Raw genomic sequence first — 24877 nt, 5'->3', positions numbered from 1 at the left:
CTTATTCGTTTAAAAGTGGTTGGTGAAAATTCTCCAGGTGTAAGATCTGTTTGCAATAATCGGGTTTTATAGAACCAAATACACTTAGTGCCCTGTAATAATCCTGTTCGAGCAGGTGTCCTTTTTTTACATTTTTTTTGCCCGGTTTCATCAATTCCAGAATTTTATCCAGCATCCATCGTTGATGAGCCGTATTGTTGGGTAAATGGGCTTTATTCATTTCTTCCACAACCAAATCAATGGCGTAATCTTTATTCCGGGTAACATAATCCCATCCTTTAAAAGTAGCAGAAATGAACTTTTTCAAAACTTCTCTTTTGTTTACCAGTGTTTCTTCCAAACAGTAAAGACCATCTTCGGGAATATCAAAACCATAATCGGCAAAGAAAAAAGTGTTTAACTCATCTTCATTTATTCCGCTGTTTATAATCTGGTCGTACTCGTTGTAATACATTACAGCTTGGGCATCAACACCGTTCATCAAAAAAAGATTAACCGTGTTTAAAATACGGATCAGTTTAATTTCATAATTATTTTCGTTCATAAATGCCAGCGGAATATCATCAAATCCACTGCTCCATATCCCCAGTTTTTTATGATGAAGATCTCTTATCTGATTAATCCCGCTTTCTTTTTTAACAACCATCATTAAGGCAGAGTGCTGTGAGAGCTGAGCAATATTTACCAGCGGGGTACCCTTTTCCCGTTGTTTGATTCCATCCATTAAAAAAGCTGAAACTACATCTGCTTTTCCGTTTTTTAAATATTCAAAAGATGAAATATTGGCCAACGGATGAATAATTGTAAGCTCCAGTCCTGCCTCGCTATAAAAACCTTGATCAAGAGCTGCATAATATCCGGCAAATTGCGCCTGAGGAAGCCATTGTGGAATAAATGTTATTTTTTCCTGGGCATTTAATTTTAGGAGATTAAAAAGGCAAATTAAACCTGTAATAATAACGTATCTGTATAAATTTATTTTTGTCATTTGGTATTAGTTCCCGAGTAATTTAAAAATAACATTAGTTTGTTTGTTCGCTTCGATTTTTTTTGTAAATCCAACCGACCATGTTGTTTTTTTATATGAAAATAAAACCAGTTGTATGTGGACCAGTACTCCAAATATTTAATGAATTTCTTATTTCCGGGTTTTTTATTGAATTTGCTCCGAAGGTGAATGGCACTAATCATACTCCAAGCTAATTATAAACACAGAAATTTATTTATAACTATTAAGAAAAAAAGGAAGAGTAGAAAAGGCAAAACTGATACATTAGCTGGCATGATTCCCATTGCTTTATTTTGGTTTTTTGTTTAAAATAGTATCAATCTCTTCCAATTTCTCTGGAACCATTGCCTTTTTCAGTCCCAACATTTAGATCACCAAGTTCAGCGCGTGTGTTTTCCACAAGTTCCATAATTTCCTTCGCTTTTTCAGGGTAATATTCAATTACATTAAATTGTTCTCCCGGGTCGCGCATCATGTTGTACAATTCCGGGCTTTCCACTGTTTTTCTAATTCTTGGGCCGCCATATCCATCTTGTCCGGGTTTGGCATCATATGAAGCCCAGGTATGAGGAAGCACCAATTTCCAGTTTCCTTTCCGAACAGCATTTAAATTGTTCTTCCCATAGTAGAACAGGATGTCTTTACGAGGTTCGGCGTCAAAATTTCCCTGCCACAGTGTCGTAATATCCACTCCGTCAATTTTTAATTGAGGTAAACTGGCATTGGCCAGTTTCGCAAAACTCGGAAGAATGTCGATTGCACAAGCCAGTTTATTGCAGATGGTTCCCGCAGGAGCATGTCCCGGCCATTTTATAATAAACGGTACACGTTGTCCTCCTTCCCAACTGGTGGTTTTTCCTTCACGCAATCCTCCGGCAGAACCACCGTGATTTCCAAAGTTTAACCAGGGCCCGTTGTCGGTTGTAAAAATAAAAATTGTGTTTTCTGAAATTCCATTGGCTTTCAACGCATTTTCAATTTGACCCACACTCCAGTCTATTTCTTCCATCACATCGCCGTATTTTCCTTTTTCCGTTTTTCCTCTGAATTTGTCTGAAACTCCAAGTGGAATGTGGCCCATACTGTGTGGAATATATAAAAAGAAAGGTTTGTCGGCATTTCGGTTAATAAAGTCAACTGCTTTTTCCGTATAAAGCGTTGTAAGCGTATCTTGTTTTTGTAACGAAGTAATAAAATCTATCGGTTCATTTCCTTCTATCAAAGGAAGGTCGGGGAAGGAATTTCTGTTGTGCCCCTCCGGCAGTGGTTGACCTACATTATCAAGTGGCCACATATCGTTGGAGTAAGGCAGTCCAACATACTCATCAAACCCATTTTGCAGCGGCAGAAATTTTTTATGATGCCCCAAATGCCATTTGCCAAAAATTGCTGTCGAATAGCCTTTGGCTTTTAACATTTCAGCAATTGTAGTTTCATTTGGATTAATTCCAATATTGTCGTAGGGAAACAAAGCTCCTGAAATTCCGATTCGATTAGGATAGCAGCCTGTCAGAATTCCGGCACGGGAAGCACTGCAAACCGGTTGCGCTGCATAAAAATTGGTAAAGCGCATTTCTTCTGCAGCCATTTTGTCGAGGTTTGGCGTTTTAAACCCTGTCGCACCATAAACACCAATGTCGCCATAACCCATATCGTCGATAAAAACCAAAACGAAATTGGGAGAACCGGCGTTTTCTTTTTCCCCGGTTTGTTGCGTTGTACAGGAAAATAAAGCTAAAAAAAGGGTGGTGGCTAAAACAGAAAGCATGGATTTCATAACAGATAGTTTATTTGGTTTATTCAATTGTAACTATAAAAATAGTGCTTTCATTTTATTAAACTGCCTTTTATTAAGCAACCTTTTTATTATTTTAAACATCTGATAAATAACTTAAATCTAACTACCGATGAAACAAATACAAGTACTTCTGAGCCCCATTGTATTTCTTTTTCTTTTATCGTGTGAAAAAGAACCTGTTCTCAGACCTGGTTTTTCGGGTGACGGAACTTTGTTAAAAGAGGTGAAAATTAGTGGGGAAACCTATTACACGTACACGTATAATGACGCTGGTTTTGTGCTTGAAGAGAAAAGTAAATTTCATTATTCAAAACATAAATATAACAGCTCTAACCAACTGGTGCACTCCGATAATTACTGGGACGAAAGAATTGCAAGCAGTAGTTCTTATGTTTTGGAAGAGGCAATGAATCGGACAGAATGGGTGAGTCCGGAAAATACAGAAAGAGATTCGTATTCAATACTTTATTATGATCGTTCAGGACAGTTGGAGAGATCTGAAACGTTTCGGGTGAAAAACAGTTATACCTCTTTTTTAACTTACAGTTACAACACGAAAGGGAGGATAAACCGGAGAACATTTTACTCCAATAATAGGCCTTCATCGTACGATGAATACCATTATGATGCTGAGGGCAACCTGGTAAAAACTGAACGGTATAACATGTTGTCGAAAGACAATAACGAGCTGCGAACCACAACAGAATATGAGTTTGACGACAAACATAATCCCTATTATTGTTTTCGTGGATTGATGATTCCGGGGCGAAATACCAACCTGAACAACATTGTAAAAGAAACATATACAATTCATTTCGAAGTTGACGATTATATAGAGCCAGTGCAGATTACAGAGTATGAATACGAATACAATTCGGAAGGATATCCGGTGAAAAGAAGTGATACTTTTGAGTTTATTTATCAATAGTGTTTACAACCAGTTTTACCCTAATTCTTTAGCGACAGATTCTTTTTTTTGAGCTGTTGAATTCGTAAATTTCAGGTATTCGACTTAAAACTAAACCGATGAAAAAGTTTATTCTACTTACTTCTTCAATATTTGTATTTGTTTCAGTTTTTGCCCAGTATCCGGAAATAAAGGGAGTAGACATACGTGGAAAATTTGATCATAAAATAAGAGACTGGGCTGGGGTTGGATTTAACTATGTTGAAACCGCATAAACACCGGATTATAATGAGTTTCCAGCAGGAGTACGGCGGTTTTAGCTTACTGGATGAAACAAAAAAGGCAGACTCGGCTTTTATAGTGTATGAGGACGATACATACGAAGTCCGTCGCGGATATTATTTTTATAAACAGATAACCCGTGCCGGACAACCAGGAGCTGTGGTTTGCCGCACGACATCTAATGAAAGCCAGGTTCCTGTAATTGCATTTGGTAAAGAAAGTTCTGCGGAGACCGACGCTTTTGTAATTATAAATATGAGTGATAAATGGAATAAACCCTGTATTATCGCCATATCAGGTACTCAAGCATCAGCGTTTAAGGCGTTCCGGACTAATGAAGCAGAATCGGAGAAATATACTGAAATTGGGATATATGAGGTAGTAGAAGGTAAGTTGCTTTACGAAGCGCCGCCGGGAACAGTGACAACCTTTTTTGTCAGTGAATGATTTATTAAAAGCGGAGCAGTACTTTACCCGAACTCATATTATTTTTATATGTTTCAATTGCTTCTGATATTTTTTCAATCGGAAAAGTTTTGTTTACCTGCGTGGATAATTCATTGCCAATCAGTGACTGGATTTTACGGGTGGTTTTTAGAGAATGAAAAAAGTTTTTGTTTTCCAGGTATTCCGTTAACCAGAAGCCATGAATATGATTCCCCGAAAAAATTAAATTTCCGGGCAGTATTTCACAAATATCCGGGTCGAGCCTGCCATAAATAAACAAGTGAGCACCCCGGGGAGCCGCATCCAGCAGTTTTTGGACCAGGCTGCCTCCAACGGCATCGAAAATTACGGTAGCATTAAGTTTATGGGAAATTTTTTTTAGTTGGGATTCGAAATCCACATCAGAGCTATTTACAACAAACTCGGCTCCTTCAGCTTTTAGCATACCCACTTGCTCCTGTCTTCTTACCACTGATATTACCGGGATCTTGTATTTTTTTCCTAGCTTGATTATCATTTTGCCGAGGGCGCTTGCTGCAGCAGTATTAATAATGCCTCTTTTTTCTTTTTCTAAATTTGGCAGCTTTTTAAAAATATCAAAAAAGGCAAGTGCTGTCATCGGGTTTACAAACATCATGGATGCTTGTTCCATGTTTATTTTTTTTGAAACCGGAACACACATATTGGCTGATGTTACCATATATTCAGCCCAGCAGCCATTGTATTTTGGAGAAGCAGCACAAGAAACTTTCTTTCCATTCCATAGTTTTGGAAGAAAACCTTTTCCTGCCTCCACCACTGTTCCACTGCCTTCAAATCCGGGAGCCACCGGATATTTTTTTTGAATTCCGTACCCTCCGCCCATAAAGGCTAAATCAGAGGGATTGATAGGAGAGGCATGCATTTTTATTAACACTTCTCCCGGACCAGGTTTGGGTATGTCTATTTCCAAAATCTTGAGCGGCTGTCCGGCTTCGGGTAGAACAGCAGCTTTCATTTTACCCATTTTTAATATCCTTAAATTAGTTTCGATTCTGATAAAAGTATTTCCATTTCCCGTTGTACTTTTTGTGCAGCTTCGCCTGCTTTTTCTGCAAAATCGGTTTCTGATGAGGCATAAATTATTCCCCTTGAAGAATTAACCAAAAGCCCGCACTTGTTGTTCATTCCGTTTTTCGCGACTTCCTGCAAGCTGCCTCCCTGTGCCCCAACTCCCGGAACCAACAAAAAATGATTGGGAACAATTTCGCGAATTTCTTGTAATTTTTCAGCTTTTGTGGCTCCAACAACATACATCATATTTTCATCGTTTCCCCAATTTTGCGAGGTTTTTAAAACGGACTCAAACAATTGGTCTCCCGACCTTTCATCTTTCAAAAATTGAAAATCAAAAGCACCTTTGTTTGAAGTAAGGGCCAGTAGAATTACCCATTTGTCAAGATAAGCCATAAATGGTTTCACCGAGTCTTCTCCCATGTACGGAGCCACAGTAATCGCATCAAAATCGAGTTTATCAAAAAAAGCCCGGGCATATAAATTCGATGTGTTTCCAATGTCGCCACGTTTTGCATCCGCAATCAGAAAAATATCAGGATGTTTTTCCCGAACATAATGAACTGTTTTTTCCAGACTTTCCCAGCCTTGCCATCCAAGGCTTTCATAAAACGCTAAGTTGGGTTTGTAAGCCACCGAAAATTCTGCAGTAGCGTCAATAATTTCCTTGTTGAACGAAAAGATGGGGTCAGAAGTGTCTTTTAAATGTTTTGGAATTTTAAGAATATCGGTGTCCAGTCCTACACAAAGGAAACTTCTTTTTTTTTGAATTTGTTCGAAAAGTTGATCTTTGTTCATCGTTTGTCTTTTGTCATTCCCGTAAAAAAAGGAATCTGTTGGTATCAAATATTGAGATTCCCGGCTAGCCGGGAATGATTATTAAATCTCAGCTTCTTTTAGTTTTTCTGCATTTTCTTCAATCATCAGTTTTTCAATTATTTCGTCGATTTCGCCGTTGATGATTGCTTGCAGGTTATATAATGTCAAATTAATCCGGTGGTCTGTAACGCGACCTTGCGGCCAGTTGTATGTACGTATTTTGGCAGAACGGTCGCCGGTGGAAACCATGGTTTTACGCTTTGAAGAAATCTCGTCGATGTACTTCTGGTATTCCATATTATACAATCGGGTTCGAAGTTCAGTCATCGCTTTGTCGAGGTTTTTGAGTTTTGATTTCTGATCCTGACAAGTTACCACAATTCCCGTTGGGATATGGGTTAAGCGAATGGCCGAATAGGTAGTATTTACCGACTGACCTCCGGGACCAGAAGAACAAAATTCATCACGGCGGATATCTTCATTCTTTAACTCCACATCAAACTCATCGGCTTCGGGCAAAACTGCCACTGTTGCTGCCGAAGTGTGTACACGTCCCTGAGTTTCTGTTTGAGGTACACGTTGAACCCGGTGCACACCTGACTCATATTTGAGAATTCCGTACACTCCCTCTCCTGTAACATTGGCTACAATTTCCTTAAAACCTCCGGCAGTACCTTCGTTTACGTTTGTTATTTCCATTCGCCAGCCTTTTTTCTCGCAGAATTTGGTGTACATGCGATAAAGGTCGCCGGCAAAAATACTGGCTTCATCACCACCTGTTCCGGCTCTGATTTCCAGAATTGCATTTTTGCTGTCTTCCGGATCTGCCGGAACAAGTAACATTTTTATTTCCTGTTCTTTTTGAGGAATCATCTCCTCCGAGGATTCTATTTCTTCGCGCGCCATCTCGCGCATTTCTTCATCGCTTTCCTCAGCAAGAATTTCTCGGCCCGATTCAATATTATCTACCAGGTTTTTATATTCCTGGAATTTCGCAACCAGTTTTTGCAGTGTTTTGTATTCCTGGTTTAGCTTTACGTACCGTTTCATGTCGGCAATTATTTCCGGGTCGGTAATTAATTGTTCCACCTCTTCGTAGCGGTGTTTTATCGATTCAAATTTTTCAAGTAATGCGTATTGTGCCATTTTTATTTTTTCCTTTCATCATTCCCGCGCAGGCGGGAATTTTTTTTATTGCCATTCTGCCGATAAATCTAACCAGTTTGGATTTTCTTTTTCAATTGAATTAATTTTCCAGTTTCTGTTTCATTTCTTTAATCTTTCTTCTCTTTTAAAAGCTTCTCCATATGTGTTAAATTCTTCAAAATATATTAATTTATCGACATTGTATTTAGAAAGTAATCCCTTTTAATATTTTGTTTTTGTGTTCTCCAATTTGTCTTTCAAGTTCATTTGTTAAACCTGTATTCAAAACTCCATCTTTCTTGTTTACTAATATGTAAACACAGAAGTTTGCCATAAGTAAAATGAGGTTCTCTCTTTCGTGGGAATGAGCTAATAAAAATAGGTCCCTTCTCCAGAATTTATGGTAAGCTTCTTCCCCTTGGAGGGTTCAGTTCTGCCAATAATTTGAGCTTCAATATTAAATGATTTTGATATTGAAATTATTTCTTCTGCAGTACGAGTGTCTGTATAAATTTCGAAACGGTGTCCCATGTTAAATACTTTATACATTTCCTTCCAGTCAGTTCCCGATTGTTCCTGAATCATTTTGAAAAGTGGAGGAACCGGAAACATATTGTCCTTAATTACATGTACATTATCAACAAAGTGAAGCACTTTTGTTTGCGCACCACCGGAACAGTGTATCATTCCTGAAATTTGATTTCTGAATTGATCAAGAATTTTTTTGATTACAGGAGCATAGGTTCGGGTTGGAGACAAAACCAGCTTTCCGGCATCAATACCTAGACCTTCAATCTTTTCAGTAAGCTTCATTTTCCCGGAATAGACCAAATCGGAAGGTACTTCCGGATCAAAACTTTCAGGATATTTTTTCGCCAGATAATTTGCAAAAACATCGTGGCGGGCCGAGGTTAATCCGTTACTACCCATTCCGCCGTTGTACTCAGTCTCATAACTTGCCTGCCCAGAAGAAGAAAGTCCGACGATTACGTTGCCGGCTGAGATTTTATCGGCAGAAATTACGTCTTCCTGCTTCATTCTGCAGGTTACGGTTGAATCAACGATAATTGTTCTCACCAAATCGCCAACATCGGCTGTTTCACCCCCTGTTGAATAAATACTTATTCCCATGTCGCGGAGCGTGGCAAGCAATTCTTCTGTGCCATTTATAATTGCCGCAATTACTTCGCCCGGGATATTGTTTTTATTTCTGCCAATGGTTGACGAAACTAAAATATTATCGGTAGCCCCCACGCAAAGCAGGTCGTCAACATTCATAATTAAAGCATCCTGAGCAATACCTTTCCAAACAGAAAGATCTCCTGTTTCTTTCCAGTACATGTAGGCCAGCGATGATTTTGTTCCGGCACCGTCGGCATGCATAATATTGCACCATTCCGAATTGCCACCCAAAATATCGGGTACGATTTTACAAAAGGCTTTTGGAAACAGTCCTTTATCCACATTTTTTATTGCTTCGTGCACATCTTCTTTTGACGCTGAAACTCCTCTGGCGCTATATCTTGATTCAGTTACCATTCGATTAATTCGGATTTATGGCTGCAAAATTAATATTTTATATTCACCTTAAAACACAAAAATGGAAAGCCATCGTTTTGACCTTCCATTTTTGTAATTTGTATTTTTAAGCTAAGCGTATAAAAAACGCTTTATTTTTTTTGTTGGTGTCTTTTCAAAAGGAATGGGTTGTAATACAACTTGTTGGATTCTTGAGAATTTATTTACTTCCTCATTCACTTTTTTCTGTATCTCTTTTAATATTTCTTCTGATCTGATATGAATATATTGTTGAGCTTCAGCTTTCAGATGTTTAAAATTCTGCTCAACCTCTTCCATATTCAGATGAATCATTGCAACAAGTTTGCCTTTCTTTTCTACAACCAGAGATTCCAATACATAACGCATTTTATTGATGACCGATTCAATTTCCTCCGGGTAAATATTCTCTCCGCTGGCACCTACAATCATCGTTTTAATGCGCCCCTTAATGTAAAGCATATTGTTTTTATCAAAACAACCCCGGTCGCCGGTTCTGAACCATCCATCTTCAGTAAAAACTTCTTCTGTAATTTCCGGTGCTTTATAATATCCTTTCATTACATTTGGCCCTTTTGCCTGGATCTCTCCTTCTCCTGTAGCCGCATCAGCATCCGCAATTCTTAGTTTTACTCCTTCAACAGCTACTCCGGTTGAGCCTATTTTTGTTTTTCCAACAACGGCACCAGCTAAAAGTGGAGAAGTTTCTGTTAAACCATACCCAATTGCGTAAGGGAATTTTCCTTCGTTGAGAAACCTTTCAACTGTAGGATCGAGCTTGGAACCTCCTATCCCGAAAAAATGTAAATGGCCGCCAAAAGTTTTATGGAGTTTCTTAGCAGCGATTCTGTGTAATAATTTACGTGTGGGAGGAACCGAATAAAGAAATTTTGTTATCGGACTTTTTTGTAATTCAGGTAATATCCTTGCTCTAAAAACTTTTTCGATAATTAACGGAACGGAAAGCATGATTGTTGGCTTTACTTTTTCAAATGCCGGAAGTAAAACCGACGGAACAGGAGCTTTTCGTAAATAATGGATCGACGCACCGTACTTGATTGGTAGTAAAAATCCTACTGTATTTTCAAGTGTGTGAGACAAGGGCAAAATAGAAAGGAAACGATCTTTTGATTTAACCTGATACAGTGAATAACACTGTTGCGTTGTCCAGGCCAGGTTTCTATGTGTTAACATAACGCCTTTTGAGTTTCCCGTTGTCCCCGAAGTATAAATTATTGTTGCCAGATCTTCTTCTTCTACATTTATTCTTTCTTGTTTTTTTGGAATAACCGGAAGAGAACTGGATAATGAATACAAATGTTCTGCCGGTGTTTCTTTGGGAATAATAGCAAATTTATCCAACAAGACTATTTTTTGAAGAGATTGAGCTGCATCGCTGTTTATATGTTTGTATAATCCTCCTGCAACAAAAAGAATTTTGGCTTCAGAATGCTGTAGGATCGATTTTATTTCATTTTCATGAAAATCGGGTAAAATGGGTACAGCAACAGCGCCAACCACTGAAATGGCAAAAAAAGCAACACCCCAGTTAGGCATATTGGTACTCAAAATAGCTACTTTATCACCTTTGGAGATTCCTAATTCTGTTAAAAAATCGGCGACCAGGTTGATATCCTCACCCAATTGTTTGTAGGTGTAGCCTTTCTCGCCTGCAAAAACAATCGAGGTGTTCTCGGAATATCTTTCTACCGATTCATTGATTAATGAAGGTAAAGTAAGTTTCGATTTGTTCACCATTCTAATTTACTACTATTAAAACTTTTAACTTGTACTGTCAATAAAAAAACAGTTTCCTAATCTGCTTTGTTCAGTGAGCAAAAATAGTAAAAAAACTATGAACAATTCTTTCGAAAGCATTTATATCCACTTTTCGATATACGTATAGCTGGCTGGAAAACAGATTTTTGATTGGTGCGGAGCAGGAATTAACATTTTTTATGAAATTAAAATGGCCGGGGAATGACTATATTTCGCATCAATATGAATGAAGATCAGAAAAATATAATTACTCAAACAGCCAATTATGTCCAGAGTATTTCTGAAAAAGATAGTTCCGGGCACGATTGGTGGCATATTTACAGGGTATACAATCTGGCGCTTAAAATTTCAGAGTTGGAAGGAGGCGAAAAGTTTGTTATTGAACTTTCAGCTCTTTTACATGATCTGGATGACTGGAAGTTAAACGGTGGCGAAGAAACAGGCAAAGCTGAAAGCTGGCTTGAAAAAGTTGGCGTTAAAAATGAAGAACGGACAAGAATTCTTCGGGTAATTGGCGAGGTTTCGTTTAAAGGGGCAGGTGTTGAAACAAGAACAACAACAATAGAGGCCAAAATTGTACAAGATGCAGACCGGCTTGATGCCATTGGAGCTATTGGGATTGCGCGCACTTTTGCTTACGGAGGAAATAAAAACCGCATTATTTACGATCCCGGAATAAAGCCGGTTAGACATAATAGTTTTGACGCGTATAAAAACAACACGGCTCCAACTATCAATCATTTTTACGAAAAACTGTTGTTACTTAAAAACAGATTAAATACTAAAACAGCCAGAAAAATAGCCCAAAACAGACACGAGTTTATGGAAAAATTTCTTCTTCAGTTTTTTTCTGAATGGGATAATATTTTTTAAAGAATTAGAATAAATAATATGATGTTTGTTTCTTAATTTTGAATATGGAAAATGATTGGTTACAACAATAGAAAGTCTTTTGGTTTTAAAACGTTTCTTAACAAAAACAGATAATATGAAAATAGAACACATTGCGTTATGGACCAGTAACCTAGAAGGAATGCGTAGTTTTTACATGCATTATTTCGATGCATCTTCAAACGAGATTTATTATAATCATTCCAAAGGATACCGTTCCTATTTTCTTTCTTTTGACGGTGATTGCCGCTTGGAGATCATGGAAATGCCCGGCATTCCAAAATCAAAAAATGACCCGATAAAACAATTCTCCGGTTTAATTCATTTTGCCATAAAAGTGAATTCCAGAACTGATGTAAATAAACTCACGAGTATGCTCAGGGAAGATGGATTTAAAGTTGTGAGTAAACCCCGGACAACAGGCGACGGACACTACGAAAGTGTCATTTTAGACCCGGATGGAAACAGGGTTGAGATCGTGGCCTGAAACTTTAATGTTTTTGTTGAATATTATTTTCCCCGAAACGGAAAAAGCAGCCGTTGTTTTGTTACTTTTGGGATTCAACTAAAATCTTAACCAATGAGACTTCACTATTTTTCGAAAAAATCAACTTTGTTATTCTCTTTTTTAACCTTTATTTTTTTTATAAGTTGTAAGGAGAAGGCACCCCGGGAATTGCCAAATATTTTGTGGCTGACAAGTGAGGATAATAGCCCCTTTGCGGGATGTTATGGAGATGAGTTTGCTACAACTCCAAATCTGGATAAATTAGCGTCGGAGGGGTTTTTGTATACACATGCATATGCAAATGCACCAGTTTGTGCACCTGCACGAAATACAATAATTACAGGAGTTTACGCTTGTTCAAATGGCAATCAGCACATGCGGAGTTATTATCCTAAATCGGAGACAGTAAAAACATATCCCGAGTTTTTGCGGGAAGTAGGATATTACTGTACCAATAACGTTAAAACTGATTATAATACGACATCGATAAACCCGGATGAAATTTGGAATGAATGCAGCAGGGAGGCTCACTATAAGAATCGGGCACCCGGGCAACCGTTTTTTGCAGTCTTTAATACTACGATTTCACACGAAAGTTCAATCCATAAGTGGATTTCCAACGAATACCTGAGGCACAAACCTGAAGACGTAAAACTGCCTCCTTACCATCCTGACACTCCTGAAATGAGACATGATTGGGCACAATATTATGATAAGGTTGAAGATATGGATGCTCAGATTGGAGAATGGCTACAGGAGCTTGAAGATGCCGGCCTCGCTGATAATACCATTGTTTTTTATTACGGCGATCATGGTGGTGTGCTTGCGCGCAGCAAAAGATACGTTTACGAATCGGGAACACGGGTTCCATTTATTGTTCGTATCCCTGAAAAATATAAATATCTGTTTCCTGAAAGCAAGCCGGGGGCGAAAGTAGACCGTTTGGTAAGTTTTGTTGACCTTGTCCCGACTTTGCTTAGCATCGCCGGAATTGAAATACCTGATTACCTTCAGGGAGATGCTTTTTTGGGAGAGCAAAAAACAAAAGATCCGGAATATGCTTTTATGTTTCGTGGAAGAATGGACGAACGCTATGATATGAGCAGGGCTGTTCGGGATGAAAAATTCAGATATATTCGCAATTACATGCCGTACCGGATTTATGGCCAGCATCTGGAATATTTATGGCGTGCTCCTTCAATTGGCTCATGGGAGCGGGCATACAAAGACGGTGAATGTAACCAAGTGCAGAGTGTTTTCTGGGAACCAAAACCGGCGGAGGAATTGTACGATACAGAGAACGATCCTTGGGAAGTAAATAATTTGGCAAAGGATCCTTCTTATAAGGACGTTTTAGATAGAATGAGAGTAGCAAACAAGGATTGGATGTTGCGGATTGAAGATACCGGATTTATTCCTGAAGCCGATCGGATTGAACGGGCAGAAGAAGAGCCGTTTTATGATTATATGAGAGATGGCAGTGTTAATCTGGAGAAACTTATTGAGGTGGCAGAAACGGCAACACACGGAAAACCCGAGAACGTGGATTTGATGGTTTCATATCTAAAAGATGATGAAAGCGCAGTTCGGTATTGGGGAGCAACCGGATTATTGATTTTAGGTGAAAAAGCTGCTTCAGCAAAGCAAGACCTGGAAGATGCACTAACAGATGAATCTCCAAATGTTGTTGTTGCAGCGGCAGAGGCACTTTACAAACTGGGAGAAAAAGAGAAAGGCAAAAAAGCATTGATTGAAATTCTTGAAGACGGGAATCCTTTTGCGCGTTGTTATGCTTTAAATGCCATTGACGGAACAGAAGATTCAAGTCCGGAAATGATAGACGGAGTGATTGCTATGATAAAAAGGATGCCCGATATGGATCGTAATCGTTATGATTTGCGTGCAGCCCGAGGATTATTTGAAAAATGGGGGCTGGATCCGCTTAAATACGATTTGGTTTTTAACTGGTAATATTAATGAAATATTTACTAACCGGACAGGAATCGAAACGTTTGCTTTATCGGAATCTAGAGGAAACTGATTTTGAATGGTGGCTGGAATTTACTTCGGATAAAGAAGCTACCCGTTATTTTGATTTTACAGAGAACTTAAATCCGGAAGAATTTTGTCGTTTTTGGTTCGATAAGGTTTTTGAAAGATACAGAGAAAATACAGGAGGGCATAATGTTCTGGTCGATAAAATTACAGGTGAGCGGATTGGAATGTGTGGTCTTTTAGTACAGGAAGTTGACGGTATTTTGGAAATGGAGATAGGGTATTCAATTCATCCCAAATTTTGGAGGATGGGGTATGCAACCGAGGCATCAAACGAATGCAGAGAATTTGCATTTAAGAGAGATTTTGCTGACTCTTTGATTTCTATTGTTCATAAGGAAAATATTGCTTCGATGGAGGTTGCCAAAAACAATAAAATGGAGTTTGAGAAAGATGCTGTGTTTAAAGGTGCTCCTGTTTTTATTTTCAGGGTGTTTAAGGACAATTAGTCGTCATAACTGTAATAATAATATTTGTTTCAAAATCCTGTGCTCCACGATATAATGAAATGCCACTTATTCTGATGCTTATGAGGATATTAAGAATTTCGGTTTTGCCTCTGAAAAAATATACAGGATTATTGGTTATTGACCGGTAGCTTGTCCCGTAACGGATATTTACCACGCCATGGCTTTGCCACGACCTGCTTCTCATTCCTGTTCTTCTTGTTTCGATTACAATGTCAGGGGCCAGTTTATATCTGTTTTTTTGAACACTGATTTTCTATTTTCTGTTGGGATTCAACCATTTGTCCCCAATGTTTGAATATTTAATGTCGAGACATAAATCAGATTCATTTTCGAGCGAGGAGACGAATTCTTCTCCAGCTTCGCTGACATTATACAGGAGACGATTAAATGTTGCATTTCCTGTTATATTGACCAACCTTAAACGACTAAATGAAATTACAGGGAAGAGTATCGAAAGAAATATAAATAATATATTTTGGGGCATGGGGTAAAATTTTGTTGTTCTTTTCGGTATGATGCAGGATAGTTTTTGAAGAGGTACTAAGTCCCCTCCTGCAGGTGCTTTGCAGCAATTTCAACTTCGTTATACCATTCTTCTCCGTATTTTCTGATAAGAGGTTCTTTTAAGAATTTATAAAGTGGCAATTGATTTGAAGAACCGCACTGTCTCCCTGGTTTACAAATGTCGAGTTCCTGATAATTAACAGCATCAAATCTTTTATATTCTGTTATTCGAATAGGAAAGAGGTGGCAGGAGACAGGTTTTCTGAATGTTGTTTTTCTTTCAAAATACGCTTTTTCGATGCTACATTTCAAAATTCCATTGCCATCGTAAAATGAATAAGCACATTGCCGGTTGTTTACGAGAGGAGTTACCAGGTCGCCATCACTGTCTATAACCGAGAAACCTTGTTTCTCAATTTCTCTGATGTGCTTTTTGGGGAGGTAAGCCCGGTAAGCCGCGTAATCTTTTTCGATAGTTCCTGCTTCCTCCTCTGTCAGCGGGGCGCCGGAATCACCTTCGATGCAACATGCTCCCTTGCACTTTAAAAGGTCGCAGAGAAAGTGTTTCTCAAAAACGTCGAGGCTAATTAGTGTACGGCCAATTTCAATCATTCTGTTTTTATTCATTAAAACAAATTGAGAGCTCTTTTAATAAGAACTCTCAATTTGCACAAAAATTTAAAAAGTATTTTATTTTACTAATACTTTTCCTGTCATTTCTTTTGGTATTTCCAATCCCATTACAGAAAGAAGGGTGGGAGCTACGTCGGCTAATATGCCGTTTTCAATTTGAATATCTTTTTTGTCGCTGATAAAAACACAGGGAACCGGGTTAAGAGAATGGGCTGTGTTTTCCGAGCCATCAGCGTTTACTGCATTGTCAGCATTTCCGTGGTCCGCTATAATCATCACATTAAATCCCCCTTCAATAGCTGCTTCAACAACTTCTTTAGCGCATTGATCAACAGCGGTTACCGCTTTGTAAATGGCATCGTAAACTCCTGTGTGTCCCACCATATCACCATTGGCAAAATTAAGGCAAACAAAATCAGCTTCCCCGTTTTTTAATTTGGGAACAATGGCATCTTTTATTTTGGGTGCCGACATTTCCGGCTGTAAATCATAAGTAGGAACTTTGGGTGATTGAATTAAAATTCGGCTTTCTCCTTCAAATTCATCTTCTCGGCCTCCACTAAAAAAGAAAGTAACGTGGGCATATTTTTCTGTTTCGGCAATTCGGATTTGTTTTAACCCGGCTTTCGAAACAATCTCTCCCATCGTATTTACAACATTTTCTTTATCGAAAATAACATTAATTCCTTTAAAGTCAGCTTTGTAGTTGGTCATGGTGTACCACTGCAGATTCATGGTTTTCATGCCATAATCAGGAAGATTTTCTTGAGTAAATGCAATGGTCGTCTGGCGCAAACGATCGGTGCGGAAGTTAAAACAAATTACCACGTCGCCTTCTTCTATTTTCGCAATCGGCTCTTCGTTTTCATCTACCATTACTATGGGTTTCATAAATTCATCAGTGACACCGTTATCATATGATGCCTGAATAGAAGCTAAAATGTTAGATGATTTCTCGCCTTTTCCTTCAATATATAAATCATATGCCAGTTTTAAACGGTCATAGTTTTTATCACGATCCATTCCGTAGTATCGGCCAATCAATGAAGCAAATTTTGCATTTGTTGGTTTCAAAGCCTCCAGATCCGACTCAATGAAACCATACCCTGAACGAGGATCTGTATCGCGTCCATCTGTTAACCCGTGGATAAAGATATCTTCCAAACCCATATCAGTTGCAATTTGTGCCAATGCCACCATATGCGAACTCAAAGCATGGACTCCACCGGGCCCGATTAATCCAAGAAGATGAACTTTTTTATTGTTTTCTTTTGCGTAAGTGTAGGCTTTAATAATTTGAGGATGTTCCCACAACGATTTATCACGGATTGCCTTTGTTATTTTTACCATGTCCTGGTATAGAACACGGCCTGCCCCGATGTTTAGATGGCCTACTTCAGAGTTCCCCATTTGTCCGTCGGGAAGACCAACATTTTCTCCCGAAGTTAATAATTGTGCATTTGGATATTTCTCTTTTGCAGAATCCATAAACGGTGTTGGGGCAGTTGCAACGATATCACTTTTTGAACCATCGCCAATCCCCCATCCGTCAAGGATCATTAATAATGTCTTTTGTATTTCAGCCATAATATTGTTGTTTTATTATATTACTTTTTAAAGAACAGACAAAAGTATCTTTTTTCCATCCATTTAAGAAATAACAAATGGATGAAACAAAGGATTTAACAAATTCTTTCGGCTAATTTTGCGAAAACATGTTATCAATCTTTTTTAAAAATTAAATAGCTAAAAACGCAACCAAATAATAGCCAACTTCGTCTGTTTAAAAACGTGAAAAACTAAACCATGAAAAAAATCTTCCTGTTCTTTTTGCTTCCGCTTTTTATTTCATGTATTGACGAGGATGTCGATTTTCGTAATACCGGAGATAACAACATTTCTATTTATATTGTTAAGGATGGGGAGGTTGACAGCTCTCAGCCAAACGAGGATTTAGAGTCGTTGGAATTAGAGAGTACACCATGGTTAAAGAGTTCGGAGATTGAATTTTACGATTGGTCATCTCACATTTTTTATTTGAATACAGAAAAGGAAAAAGGACAATATTCGGGAAATTATTTTGTAATAAAAGACGGTGATACACCTCTTCTCCTGGGTGTGTTTTTTGCAGTATACTGGTCATTTATGCCGCAATTTCCAAGTATTGTTGCACACGATGACTTTTTTTATCCACAAGATGTTATCGGCTTAGGTGGAATCAATTTTTCTTCGGCGGTGGATACAAGTGCCAATTTTCAGCATTTCAGGGAGGCATTGGAAAGTTCCGGGATTTTGCACGAAGGAATAGATGTTGAGCTAACTAAGCTAAAAAAGAAAAACGCAACTACACTTGAATACACCATTCGTATAACAAACAACGATATAGAAAGTATTTACGTTTTAGACCCCAGCAAAATGGGCGAGGGGAGATTCCATTATTATACAAACGGGGTTTCATTTCGTAAAGATAATGTTAGTTACTATTCGCAGAGTGAAAGTATTTCATCTCCGGAAATCAGAAGCAATTGGTATTATAAACTGGTTCCGGGAAAATCGATAACCAGAACAATCTCCCGGGGTGGTTTTTCAGATTTACCGAGCGGAAATGTTCACTTTTATTTTTCCTTTCCCGGGGCGAATGTCGATGCTGGTGAATGGAAGAAATCAGACGGACGAATTTGGTTGGGAAACAAATATATTGAAGGCGATATAAGTCTTAATTGAACCTCTTTTACAATTCATCGCTAAAAAATTACAGTTCGGTAGAATTGTTTTTTACAGGCTGTGTTTTCATCTGAAATTTGAATTAAAAGATTCGCAAGAATGAACAATTCAAACGGAAAATGAAAACAGAACTTTACAAAATAAATTTCAAAGCCATGAAAACAATTTTATCCATTTTTTTTATTTCTTTTTCTCTTTTAATAAGTGGTCAAACCAAAATCAACGGGTATGTAAAATCAGAAAACGGAGAAGCACTTCCCGGAGTAAATATTTTTTTGGAAAACACATACGATGGTGCCAGTTCCGGTGAGAACGGAGATTTTTCATTTTCAACAGACGAAAAGGGTATTTTTCTTTTGAAAGCCACTTTTATTGGCTACAAAAGCTGGGAAAAAGAAGTTGATCTTTCAGAAGATATTTATGTTGAAATAATTTTAAAAGAAAGTGTAAATACCCTTGATGCGGTTACGATTACAGCCGGAAGTTTTGCCGCTTCCGATGAATCGAGGGCTTCAGTTATGAAATCGCTCGATGTGTATACAACACCAACTGCAAATGGCGATATAATGGCAGCCATGAAAACCATGCCAGGAAATCAGGCTGCTTCCGACGACGGACGTTTGCTGGTGCGTGGCGGTGATGTTTATGAAACACAAACATACATTGACGGTCTTGTTGCAGCAAAACCATATTTTTCAAAAACACCTGATGTGGCTACCCGCGGGCGGTTCGCTCCTTCGCTGTTTAGCGGCGTTTCATTTAATTCCGGTGGATATTCAGCTGAATACGGACAGGCGCTCTCGTCAGTTCTGGTTTTGAATTCCAACGACCTTGCCGAAAATGATAATACAGGGCTCTCTATAATGAGTATTGGTGGAGAAGTGAACAAAACCAAACGCTGGACAAAGTCGTCGCTAATGTTGTCGGGGGGCTATACCAACCTTTCGGCATACGATAAGGTTTTTAACAGCAGTATCGACTGGGAAAACCCGGTTCAGGCAGTAAACGGAACTGCTGTATTCCGGCACAAAACCAGCTCACGTGGGATGTTCAAAGGATATGTAACTACCGATTGGGGCAATCTTTCGTATTTTGTTCCTGCTGCTAAACCTGATGAGTTAATGCGAATTTCCAACAATGGAACAACCGTCTACTCTAATCTTTCCTACCGCGACTGTTTTTCGGATAAAAGTTGCTATAAAATTGGGGTTTCGTCAACTATTCAGAACAACAAATTGGGCTTGGATTTTGACAATATACAAACGTTGGAAATGAATGTGGAAACGCGTTTTTCTGTATTTCACGATGTTTCAGATGGTGTGAAAATTACATGGGGAGCAAATGAAACGTATAATAAATACGATTTGGAATACAAACCGTTTGAAAGCGCGTCTTCGAAACTGGATTTTGATGATCACCTGCTTGGAGGTTTTATTGAAAGTGAGATTAAATTCAGTAAAAAGCTTGCCATCCGACCCGGAATTCGTTCTGAATATTCATCTGTAATAAATAAATGGAATTTTGCGCCACGATTTGCTGTTGCATTAAAAACCGGTAAAGAAGCTCAGGTTTCCGGTGCCTGGGGCTTGTATCATCAAACTCCGCAGACTGATTATCTTCGCTGGCAAACAAGGCTCGATTTTGAAAGGGCATATCATTATATTTTAAGTTACCAGTTTGGCGATATATCAAAACGTTTGTTTCGCGCTGAAGTTTATTACAAAACCTACAACCAGTTGGTTACTTACAGCGGAGATAACGAATATCAGATTTCCAATATCCGAAACAGCGGAACCGGTTATGCCGGAGGGATTGATATTTTCTGGCGCGACCTTAAATCAATCAAAGGTTTTGATTACTGGATAACGTATTCATACATAGATACAAAAAGAAAATACCAAAATTATTCTGAGAAAGTAACGCCCTGGTTTGTGTCGGATCATAATTTTTCATTTGTTGGCAAGTACTGGGTGAATCAAATCAATACCCAGGTTGGTCTTTCGTTCACCGCTGCGAGTGGCCGGCCTTATAACAATATAAATTCGGATGAGTTTATGGCGGAAAAGACAAAACCGTATTCCGACTTGAGCTTAAACCTGAGCCACGTTTTTTATATCGGGGATCAGTATTCGGTTCTTTACTGTTCGGTTAATAATGTTTTGGGAAATGATAATACCTTGAGCTATCGTCCATCAAATCTATCGGATGCGCAGGGAAACTACACAATGATTCCGGTAAAACGCGATTTAAAACGAATGGTTTTTATTGGGCTGTTTCTGAATTTTTAATCATTTGCAATTCATCCCTAGAAATCAACAGTTCGGTTAACAAGTTTTTCAAAAAGAATAAATCTGTAAGAAATTTGAATAGTGTAAATTTAAAAAGAACAATGTCATGAAAAAAAATTTAATAGTCACTCTTTTTATTGCTGTTTATGCGAGCAGCACTTTTGCCTCTGGCTATAAAGAAACAATGGAGAAAAACATTGAGAAAATGTATAAAATAACTTCCGGGCCTGAAATGCTAAGCCAGGCAAACCAGTTTCTTCGGATTGCCTCGGTTGAAAAAGACAAATGGCTTCCAAGGTATTATGCTTCGTATTGTTTTGTTATGTCGACCGTATTTGGCGAGATGAGTGCCGACGAAAAACATCAGAGATTGGATATGGCTCAAAATGAAATGGATGTTTTAAAAGATATGGCTTCTGAAGAATCAGAAGTTTATGTTTTACAAGCGTTTATTTACCAACTAAGAATAACCGATATGACAAAAGGGATGAAATATTCGGGATTGGCAAATGAAGCGTTGGCCGTTGCAGAAAAATTAGATCCTGAAAATCCGAGAGTTTATTATTTGCGTGGCATGAATACCTACCATACTCCCAAAATGTTTGGCGGTGGAGCTGAAAAGGCCAAACCCTTTTTTGAAAAAGCCACAAAAAAGTTTGAAGCTTTTCAAGCTCTGAGCTCGCTGTCTCCTACCTGGGGAAAAGAACACAATACCCAAATGTTAAAGTCTTGCCTGGGAGAATCGTAGGATTGTTAATTCCCTGATTTTTTAGTTTATTTTTATAATGTATATCATTTTTTAAAATTGCACCGTGCTTCAAAAGAATTTTATTGGAATTGTTTATGCTGCATTTATTTCCATTTTAATTGGAATAACTACAATGCTGTTAATAACCGGCACATTAAACCGGCCTTTTTCGGTTTATGTTTGGAACGCGGGTTATTCTTTGTGTCTCGGATTGCCGTTGTTTGCCAACGGATATCTGTTCCGCTGGTACGAAAAACGGTATATAGACTGGATTAATCGACCAGTGAAAAGTGTTGTTGCAGCTCTTTTAATGCACTTTGTATATTCAAGTGTTGTAATCTTTATTGTAAACTGGTTTTGGTTTATAGTAGTTTTAGATCAGGAGTTGAGAGATTTCTGGGCTTCAAATACGTCTATGATAATCTCTGAATATATTATTTTTATAATTGTTGCAGCTATTATTTATGCGATCTCATTTTTCAAGGCATGGCGAAGTGAGGTTACTCAGTCGGAAGAAATAAAAAGAGAGGCGTTGTCATTAAAGTATCAGGTTTTACAAAATCAGGTAAATCCACACTTCCTCTTTAATAGTTTAAATGTGCTGGGATCTTTGATTGATGTTGACTCAGAAAAGGCAAAAAAATTTACGCGTGAACTGTCGCTTTTCTACCGCGATGTTCTTCACTATAAAGATCAGGATATTATTTTGTTAAAAGAAGAAATTGCTTTTGTTAAAAAGTACATTTATTTACAACAAATCCGTTTTGGCGAAGCACTTGATGTGGAGATTATAGCAAATGAAAACATTAGAGGAAGAGTTATTCCACTCTCTTTACAGGTGTTGGTTGAAAATGCGGTAAAACACAATGAGATTTCGAAAGCGAATCCACTCAAAATAGTGATTGCAATTACTGATGATTACGAATTGATAGTTGAAAATAATATTCAATTTAAAAAAGTGTTGGAGCCGGGTAGTGGAACAGGCTTAAAAAATCTGGCGAGCCGCTACGAGTTTTTAACCGGCAAAAAAGTAAACATCAGTGAAAACAATCGTTACTTCAGAGTCATATTGCCTTTAATTGTTTTGGATGGAGAATGAAATAAAAATATTAATTGTAGAGGATGAACCTCTGGCTGCAGCGCAACTGGCAGCTCTGATTGCTTCTTTGAAGCCGGGAGCAAAGATTTTGGAGGTTTGCGATACGGTTAAATCTGCAATTAACTGGATTTCGAAAAATGATGAACCGGATTTGGCATTTTTTGATATTCAACTTGGCGACGGACTGAGTTTTGAAATATTTGAACAAGTAGATTTGAATTGCCCGGTTATCTTTGTTACTGCCTATGATCAATACGCGATACAGGCTTTTAAAGTTAACAGTGTTGATTATATTCTGAAACCGATTGAAAAAAAGGAACTTGAAAACGCTTTGCAAAAATATGAAAGAATAGCACCTTCCAAACCTCCGAATCTTTCGCCAGGAATTATAGAGGAGATTGTTTCATCGTTTAGCCGGAGAAAGTTTAAAGAAAGATTTCTTGCAAAAGTGGGCAGTCATCTTCGGATTATCGAAATTTATGATGTCCTGTATTTTTATAGTTATCAAAAAGGAACCTATGTGAAACTGGCAGATGGGAAAGATTATCTTTTGGATTACAGCCTGGAAATGATTGAAGAAATGGTTAATCCATCTGCGTTTTTCAGAATAAACAGGAAGTATCTCATTTCATTACAAAGCATTCAGGATGTAATTGCATACAGTAATTCAAGATTAAAGCTGAAAGTTCAAAACCCCGCTGAGGATGATTTCTTGGTCGCGCGCGAAAAAGTAAAAACTTTTAAAAAATGGATTGAAGGAGACAGTTAGTTTAAGATGAAAAGAGATCTTGTTTGTAAAAAGTAAATCTTTATCTAAACTGGTGTTATAACCGGTTGTTTACAATGTTATTGTATATGGACCCAAACTGTAATCTGACACCTACTCCTGCTCTCACTTCGAAAGTCGACGGTAACTGAACTTTGTTTAGAAGTATGTCTTCCAGTGAAACATCTCCTTTTGCCAAATAAATCTGGTCGTGAATATTCTCAACCCTGAAATTGAAATTTACGGAGAAGCCGCGAACAATACGAACGGATAAATCAGAGTCAAAAGTGATTCTGTTTTTGCTAAAGTCATGAAGATAGTTTGAAGCATCCAGTCCGGCTTCAATTTCGCCCCAGGTCTGAACAATTTGCAAGTCCAGGCGCAATGTCTGTTCCCATAAACTTTCCTGAAATTTTCCGTAAATGGTTTCTTCATAATACCTTTTCCACTCCGGTCCGATATAATAGGCGATTGTGAAAACTTTTCGGTCTGAAATATCCCAGGGGAAAATATTGTATTCCACAGCTGGTTTTGCCGAAATAGAATAAACGAGGTTGCTGTAGTTGCTGTTTGAATAACCAAAAAACGCACCTGCAGACCAACGGCTTGAAAGACTGTTTACTACACTTGACGAAATATTACTACTGGTGTTTTCAGAACGGTATATTTCACCATCATCCTCATATTCTCTTGTTCTTACACTCATTTGTCCAAAATTTCTTATACGCCAGTCTTCCGTAACTTTATCAGCCCTGAGATTATATGAATAATTGAAGTTTTTTCGGCTTTCTTCCATATAAATATCTCCGTTAAAGGTTCCCCTGAATGTCCAGTTATGCCAGGGGTCATCGGTTACAATCGGTTTAATTTCATTTTGTTCTCCACGATAGCGAATAGAAAGGTTGCCGGCTACTTCTGTCTCGTTTGCAAAAGGCATTAACCCCAGCGTAATGGTATTTACGATTTTTCCTCTTCTTTCTTCGTATGTGTCGCTTGAGGCTGTTGTGCACGATAGTGTATATTCTGTGAAGTTTTCAAACGTATTGTTGTTGTATCGAATAGAATAAACCTGCCCGCCAGAACCGCTGATGCGGTTGTTTATAATAATGTGGATATCTGCAACGGCAGGGTCGTTTACAAAATCAATATATGGAAGGTGCCGTCTCATGTAGTCGAAATCGAGCCATATTCCTTCGATAAAAACTTTCGGTTTACCTTCTTTTTTTCCGTAGGGGGAAACTCCCTTTATGCGTGTAGTATTTATATTTTTGATATCGTCGTTTGTTGGATTGTTGCCGGCATAAATCTGAAAAGTGACCAAAAGAAGAATAACGACGGTAAGATTAAATATTTTTGAAATCATCTATAATTCGTTTTTAGTTAGGTTAAAGTTG

The 24877-nt window shown here is 38.1% G+C and carries 25 protein-coding genes; 12 read left to right on the top strand and 13 right to left on the bottom strand.

What is annotated here, in order from left to right; all coding sequences use genetic code 11:
* Position 1: 1 nt before the first annotated feature.
* Complete coding sequence (locus K5G00_RS16590) at positions 2 to 988, bottom strand: ABC transporter substrate-binding protein (protein ID WP_238767306.1); 987 nt, start codon at positions 986 to 988, stop codon at positions 2 to 4.
* A 337-nt stretch (positions 989 to 1325) separates the two neighbouring features.
* Entirely contained in the window at positions 1326 to 2786 is a 1461-nt protein-coding gene (locus K5G00_RS16585) for a sulfatase family protein (RefSeq protein WP_238767305.1), read from the bottom strand.
* Positions 2787 to 2916: 130 nt separating this feature from the next.
* Between K5G00_RS16585 and K5G00_RS16580 the strand changes: the two genes are divergently transcribed.
* From K5G00_RS16580 to K5G00_RS16570, 3 genes are all read left to right on the top strand, one after another.
* The gene (locus K5G00_RS16580; protein WP_238767304.1) at positions 2917 to 3735 is read left to right on the top strand and encodes a hypothetical protein; all 819 of its coding nucleotides are present in this window, start codon (positions 2917 to 2919) and stop codon (positions 3733 to 3735) included.
* A gap of 98 nt (positions 3736 to 3833) precedes the next feature.
* Positions 3834 to 3989, top strand: a complete 156-nt coding sequence (locus K5G00_RS16575) for a hypothetical protein (protein WP_238767303.1) — start codon at positions 3834 to 3836, stop codon at positions 3987 to 3989.
* Between the two features lie 13 nt (positions 3990 to 4002).
* Positions 4003 to 4443, top strand: coding sequence for a hypothetical protein (locus tag K5G00_RS16570; protein WP_238767302.1), 441 nt, complete (start codon positions 4003 to 4005; stop codon positions 4441 to 4443).
* Positions 4444 to 4447: 4 nt separating this feature from the next.
* Here K5G00_RS16570 and K5G00_RS16565 read toward each other — a convergent pair whose 3' ends face one another.
* The 6 genes from K5G00_RS16565 to K5G00_RS16545 all read right to left on the bottom strand — a co-directional run bounded on the left by K5G00_RS16565 (position 4448) and on the right by K5G00_RS16545 (position 10776).
* Positions 4448 to 5440 carry a zinc-binding dehydrogenase gene (locus K5G00_RS16565; RefSeq protein WP_238767301.1) on the bottom strand — a complete coding sequence of 331 codons (993 nt, stop codon included), beginning with the start codon at positions 5438 to 5440 and terminating at the stop codon, positions 4448 to 4450.
* Positions 5441 to 5460: 20 nt separating this feature from the next.
* Positions 5461 to 6294 carry an orotidine-5'-phosphate decarboxylase gene (gene pyrF / locus K5G00_RS16560; protein WP_238767300.1) on the bottom strand — a complete coding sequence of 278 codons (834 nt, stop codon included), beginning with the start codon at positions 6292 to 6294 and terminating at the stop codon, positions 5461 to 5463.
* A gap of 81 nt (positions 6295 to 6375) precedes the next feature.
* On the bottom strand, positions 6376 to 7461 hold the full coding sequence (gene prfA / locus K5G00_RS16555) for a peptide chain release factor 1 (protein ID WP_238767299.1): 1086 nt from the start codon (positions 7459 to 7461) through the stop codon (positions 6376 to 6378).
* A gap of 205 nt (positions 7462 to 7666) precedes the next feature.
* A complete protein-coding gene (locus tag K5G00_RS30220) occupies positions 7667 to 7795 on the bottom strand; it encodes a GIY-YIG nuclease family protein (RefSeq protein ID WP_394800869.1) in 129 nt (42 codons plus the stop codon).
* A gap of 35 nt (positions 7796 to 7830) precedes the next feature.
* Positions 7831 to 9000, bottom strand: coding sequence for an AIR synthase related protein (locus K5G00_RS16550; protein ID WP_238767298.1), 1170 nt, complete (start codon positions 8998 to 9000; stop codon positions 7831 to 7833).
* A gap of 111 nt (positions 9001 to 9111) precedes the next feature.
* The gene (locus tag K5G00_RS16545) at positions 9112 to 10776 is read right to left on the bottom strand and encodes an AMP-binding protein (RefSeq protein ID WP_238767297.1); all 1665 of its coding nucleotides are present in this window, start codon (positions 10774 to 10776) and stop codon (positions 9112 to 9114) included.
* A 222-nt stretch (positions 10777 to 10998) separates the two neighbouring features.
* Here K5G00_RS16545 and K5G00_RS16540 point away from each other — a divergent pair, with 222 nt between their 5' ends.
* The 4 genes from K5G00_RS16540 (at position 10999) to K5G00_RS16525 (ending at position 14700) form a co-directional block, all read left to right on the top strand.
* Positions 10999 to 11670: an HD domain-containing protein gene (locus K5G00_RS16540; protein ID WP_238767296.1), complete on the top strand. Its 672-nt coding sequence runs from the start codon at positions 10999 to 11001 to the stop codon at positions 11668 to 11670.
* Positions 11671 to 11785: 115 nt separating this feature from the next.
* On the top strand, positions 11786 to 12175 hold the full coding sequence (locus tag K5G00_RS16535; RefSeq protein WP_238767295.1) for a VOC family protein: 390 nt from the start codon (positions 11786 to 11788) through the stop codon (positions 12173 to 12175).
* Between the two features lie 93 nt (positions 12176 to 12268).
* Positions 12269 to 14167 carry a sulfatase-like hydrolase/transferase gene (locus tag K5G00_RS16530; RefSeq protein WP_238767294.1) on the top strand — a complete coding sequence of 633 codons (1899 nt, stop codon included), beginning with the start codon at positions 12269 to 12271 and terminating at the stop codon, positions 14165 to 14167.
* 5 nt (positions 14168 to 14172) lie between these two features.
* Positions 14173 to 14700, top strand: coding sequence for a GNAT family N-acetyltransferase (locus tag K5G00_RS16525; RefSeq protein WP_238767293.1), 528 nt, complete (start codon positions 14173 to 14175; stop codon positions 14698 to 14700).
* Here K5G00_RS16525 and K5G00_RS16520 read toward each other — a convergent pair.
* The 4 genes from K5G00_RS16520 to gpmI all read right to left on the bottom strand — a co-directional run bounded on the left by K5G00_RS16520 (position 14687) and on the right by gpmI (position 17445).
* Entirely contained in the window at positions 14687 to 14905 is a 219-nt protein-coding gene (locus K5G00_RS16520) for a hypothetical protein (RefSeq protein ID WP_238767292.1), read from the bottom strand. The genes K5G00_RS16525 and K5G00_RS16520 overlap by 14 nt on opposite strands.
* Before the next feature lie 69 nt (positions 14906 to 14974).
* The gene (locus tag K5G00_RS16515) at positions 14975 to 15205 is read right to left on the bottom strand and encodes a hypothetical protein (RefSeq protein WP_238767291.1); all 231 of its coding nucleotides are present in this window, start codon (positions 15203 to 15205) and stop codon (positions 14975 to 14977) included.
* 56 nt (positions 15206 to 15261) lie between these two features.
* Complete coding sequence (locus tag K5G00_RS16510) at positions 15262 to 15852, bottom strand: DUF3109 family protein (protein ID WP_238767290.1); 591 nt, start codon at positions 15850 to 15852, stop codon at positions 15262 to 15264.
* A gap of 63 nt (positions 15853 to 15915) precedes the next feature.
* Entirely contained in the window at positions 15916 to 17445 is a 1530-nt protein-coding gene (gene gpmI / locus K5G00_RS16505) for a 2,3-bisphosphoglycerate-independent phosphoglycerate mutase (RefSeq protein WP_238767289.1), read from the bottom strand.
* 219 nt (positions 17446 to 17664) lie between these two features.
* On the opposite strand from gpmI, the gene K5G00_RS16500 reads away from it, so the two are divergent.
* The 5 genes from K5G00_RS16500 (at position 17665) to K5G00_RS16480 (ending at position 23486) form a co-directional block, all read left to right on the top strand.
* A complete protein-coding gene (locus tag K5G00_RS16500) occupies positions 17665 to 18582 on the top strand; it encodes a hypothetical protein (RefSeq protein WP_238767288.1) in 918 nt (305 codons plus the stop codon).
* A gap of 155 nt (positions 18583 to 18737) precedes the next feature.
* Positions 18738 to 20870, top strand: coding sequence for a TonB-dependent receptor (locus tag K5G00_RS16495; RefSeq protein ID WP_238767287.1), 2133 nt, complete (start codon positions 18738 to 18740; stop codon positions 20868 to 20870).
* Positions 20871 to 20976: 106 nt separating this feature from the next.
* Complete coding sequence (locus tag K5G00_RS16490) at positions 20977 to 21618, top strand: hypothetical protein (protein WP_238767286.1); 642 nt, start codon at positions 20977 to 20979, stop codon at positions 21616 to 21618.
* A 64-nt stretch (positions 21619 to 21682) separates the two neighbouring features.
* Positions 21683 to 22717, top strand: coding sequence for a sensor histidine kinase (locus K5G00_RS16485; protein ID WP_238767285.1), 1035 nt, complete (start codon positions 21683 to 21685; stop codon positions 22715 to 22717).
* A complete protein-coding gene (locus K5G00_RS16480; protein ID WP_238767284.1) occupies positions 22707 to 23486 on the top strand; it encodes a LytR/AlgR family response regulator transcription factor in 780 nt (259 codons plus the stop codon). The genes K5G00_RS16485 and K5G00_RS16480 overlap by 11 nt, the downstream gene beginning before the upstream one ends.
* A 55-nt stretch (positions 23487 to 23541) precedes the next feature.
* On the opposite strand, the gene K5G00_RS16475 is transcribed toward K5G00_RS16480, so the two are convergent.
* Complete coding sequence (locus tag K5G00_RS16475; RefSeq protein ID WP_238767283.1) at positions 23542 to 24846, bottom strand: hypothetical protein; 1305 nt, start codon at positions 24844 to 24846, stop codon at positions 23542 to 23544.
* Positions 24847 to 24877 lie beyond the last annotated feature (31 nt).

Origin of the sequence: Maribellus maritimus, assembly GCF_022267315.1 — a bacterium.
GTDB classification, from domain to species: domain Bacteria; phylum Bacteroidota; class Bacteroidia; order Bacteroidales; family Prolixibacteraceae; genus Draconibacterium; species Draconibacterium maritimum.
The sequence above is the reverse complement of the archived record's forward strand: the minus strand, read 5'-3'. Positions and strand labels throughout refer to the sequence as shown.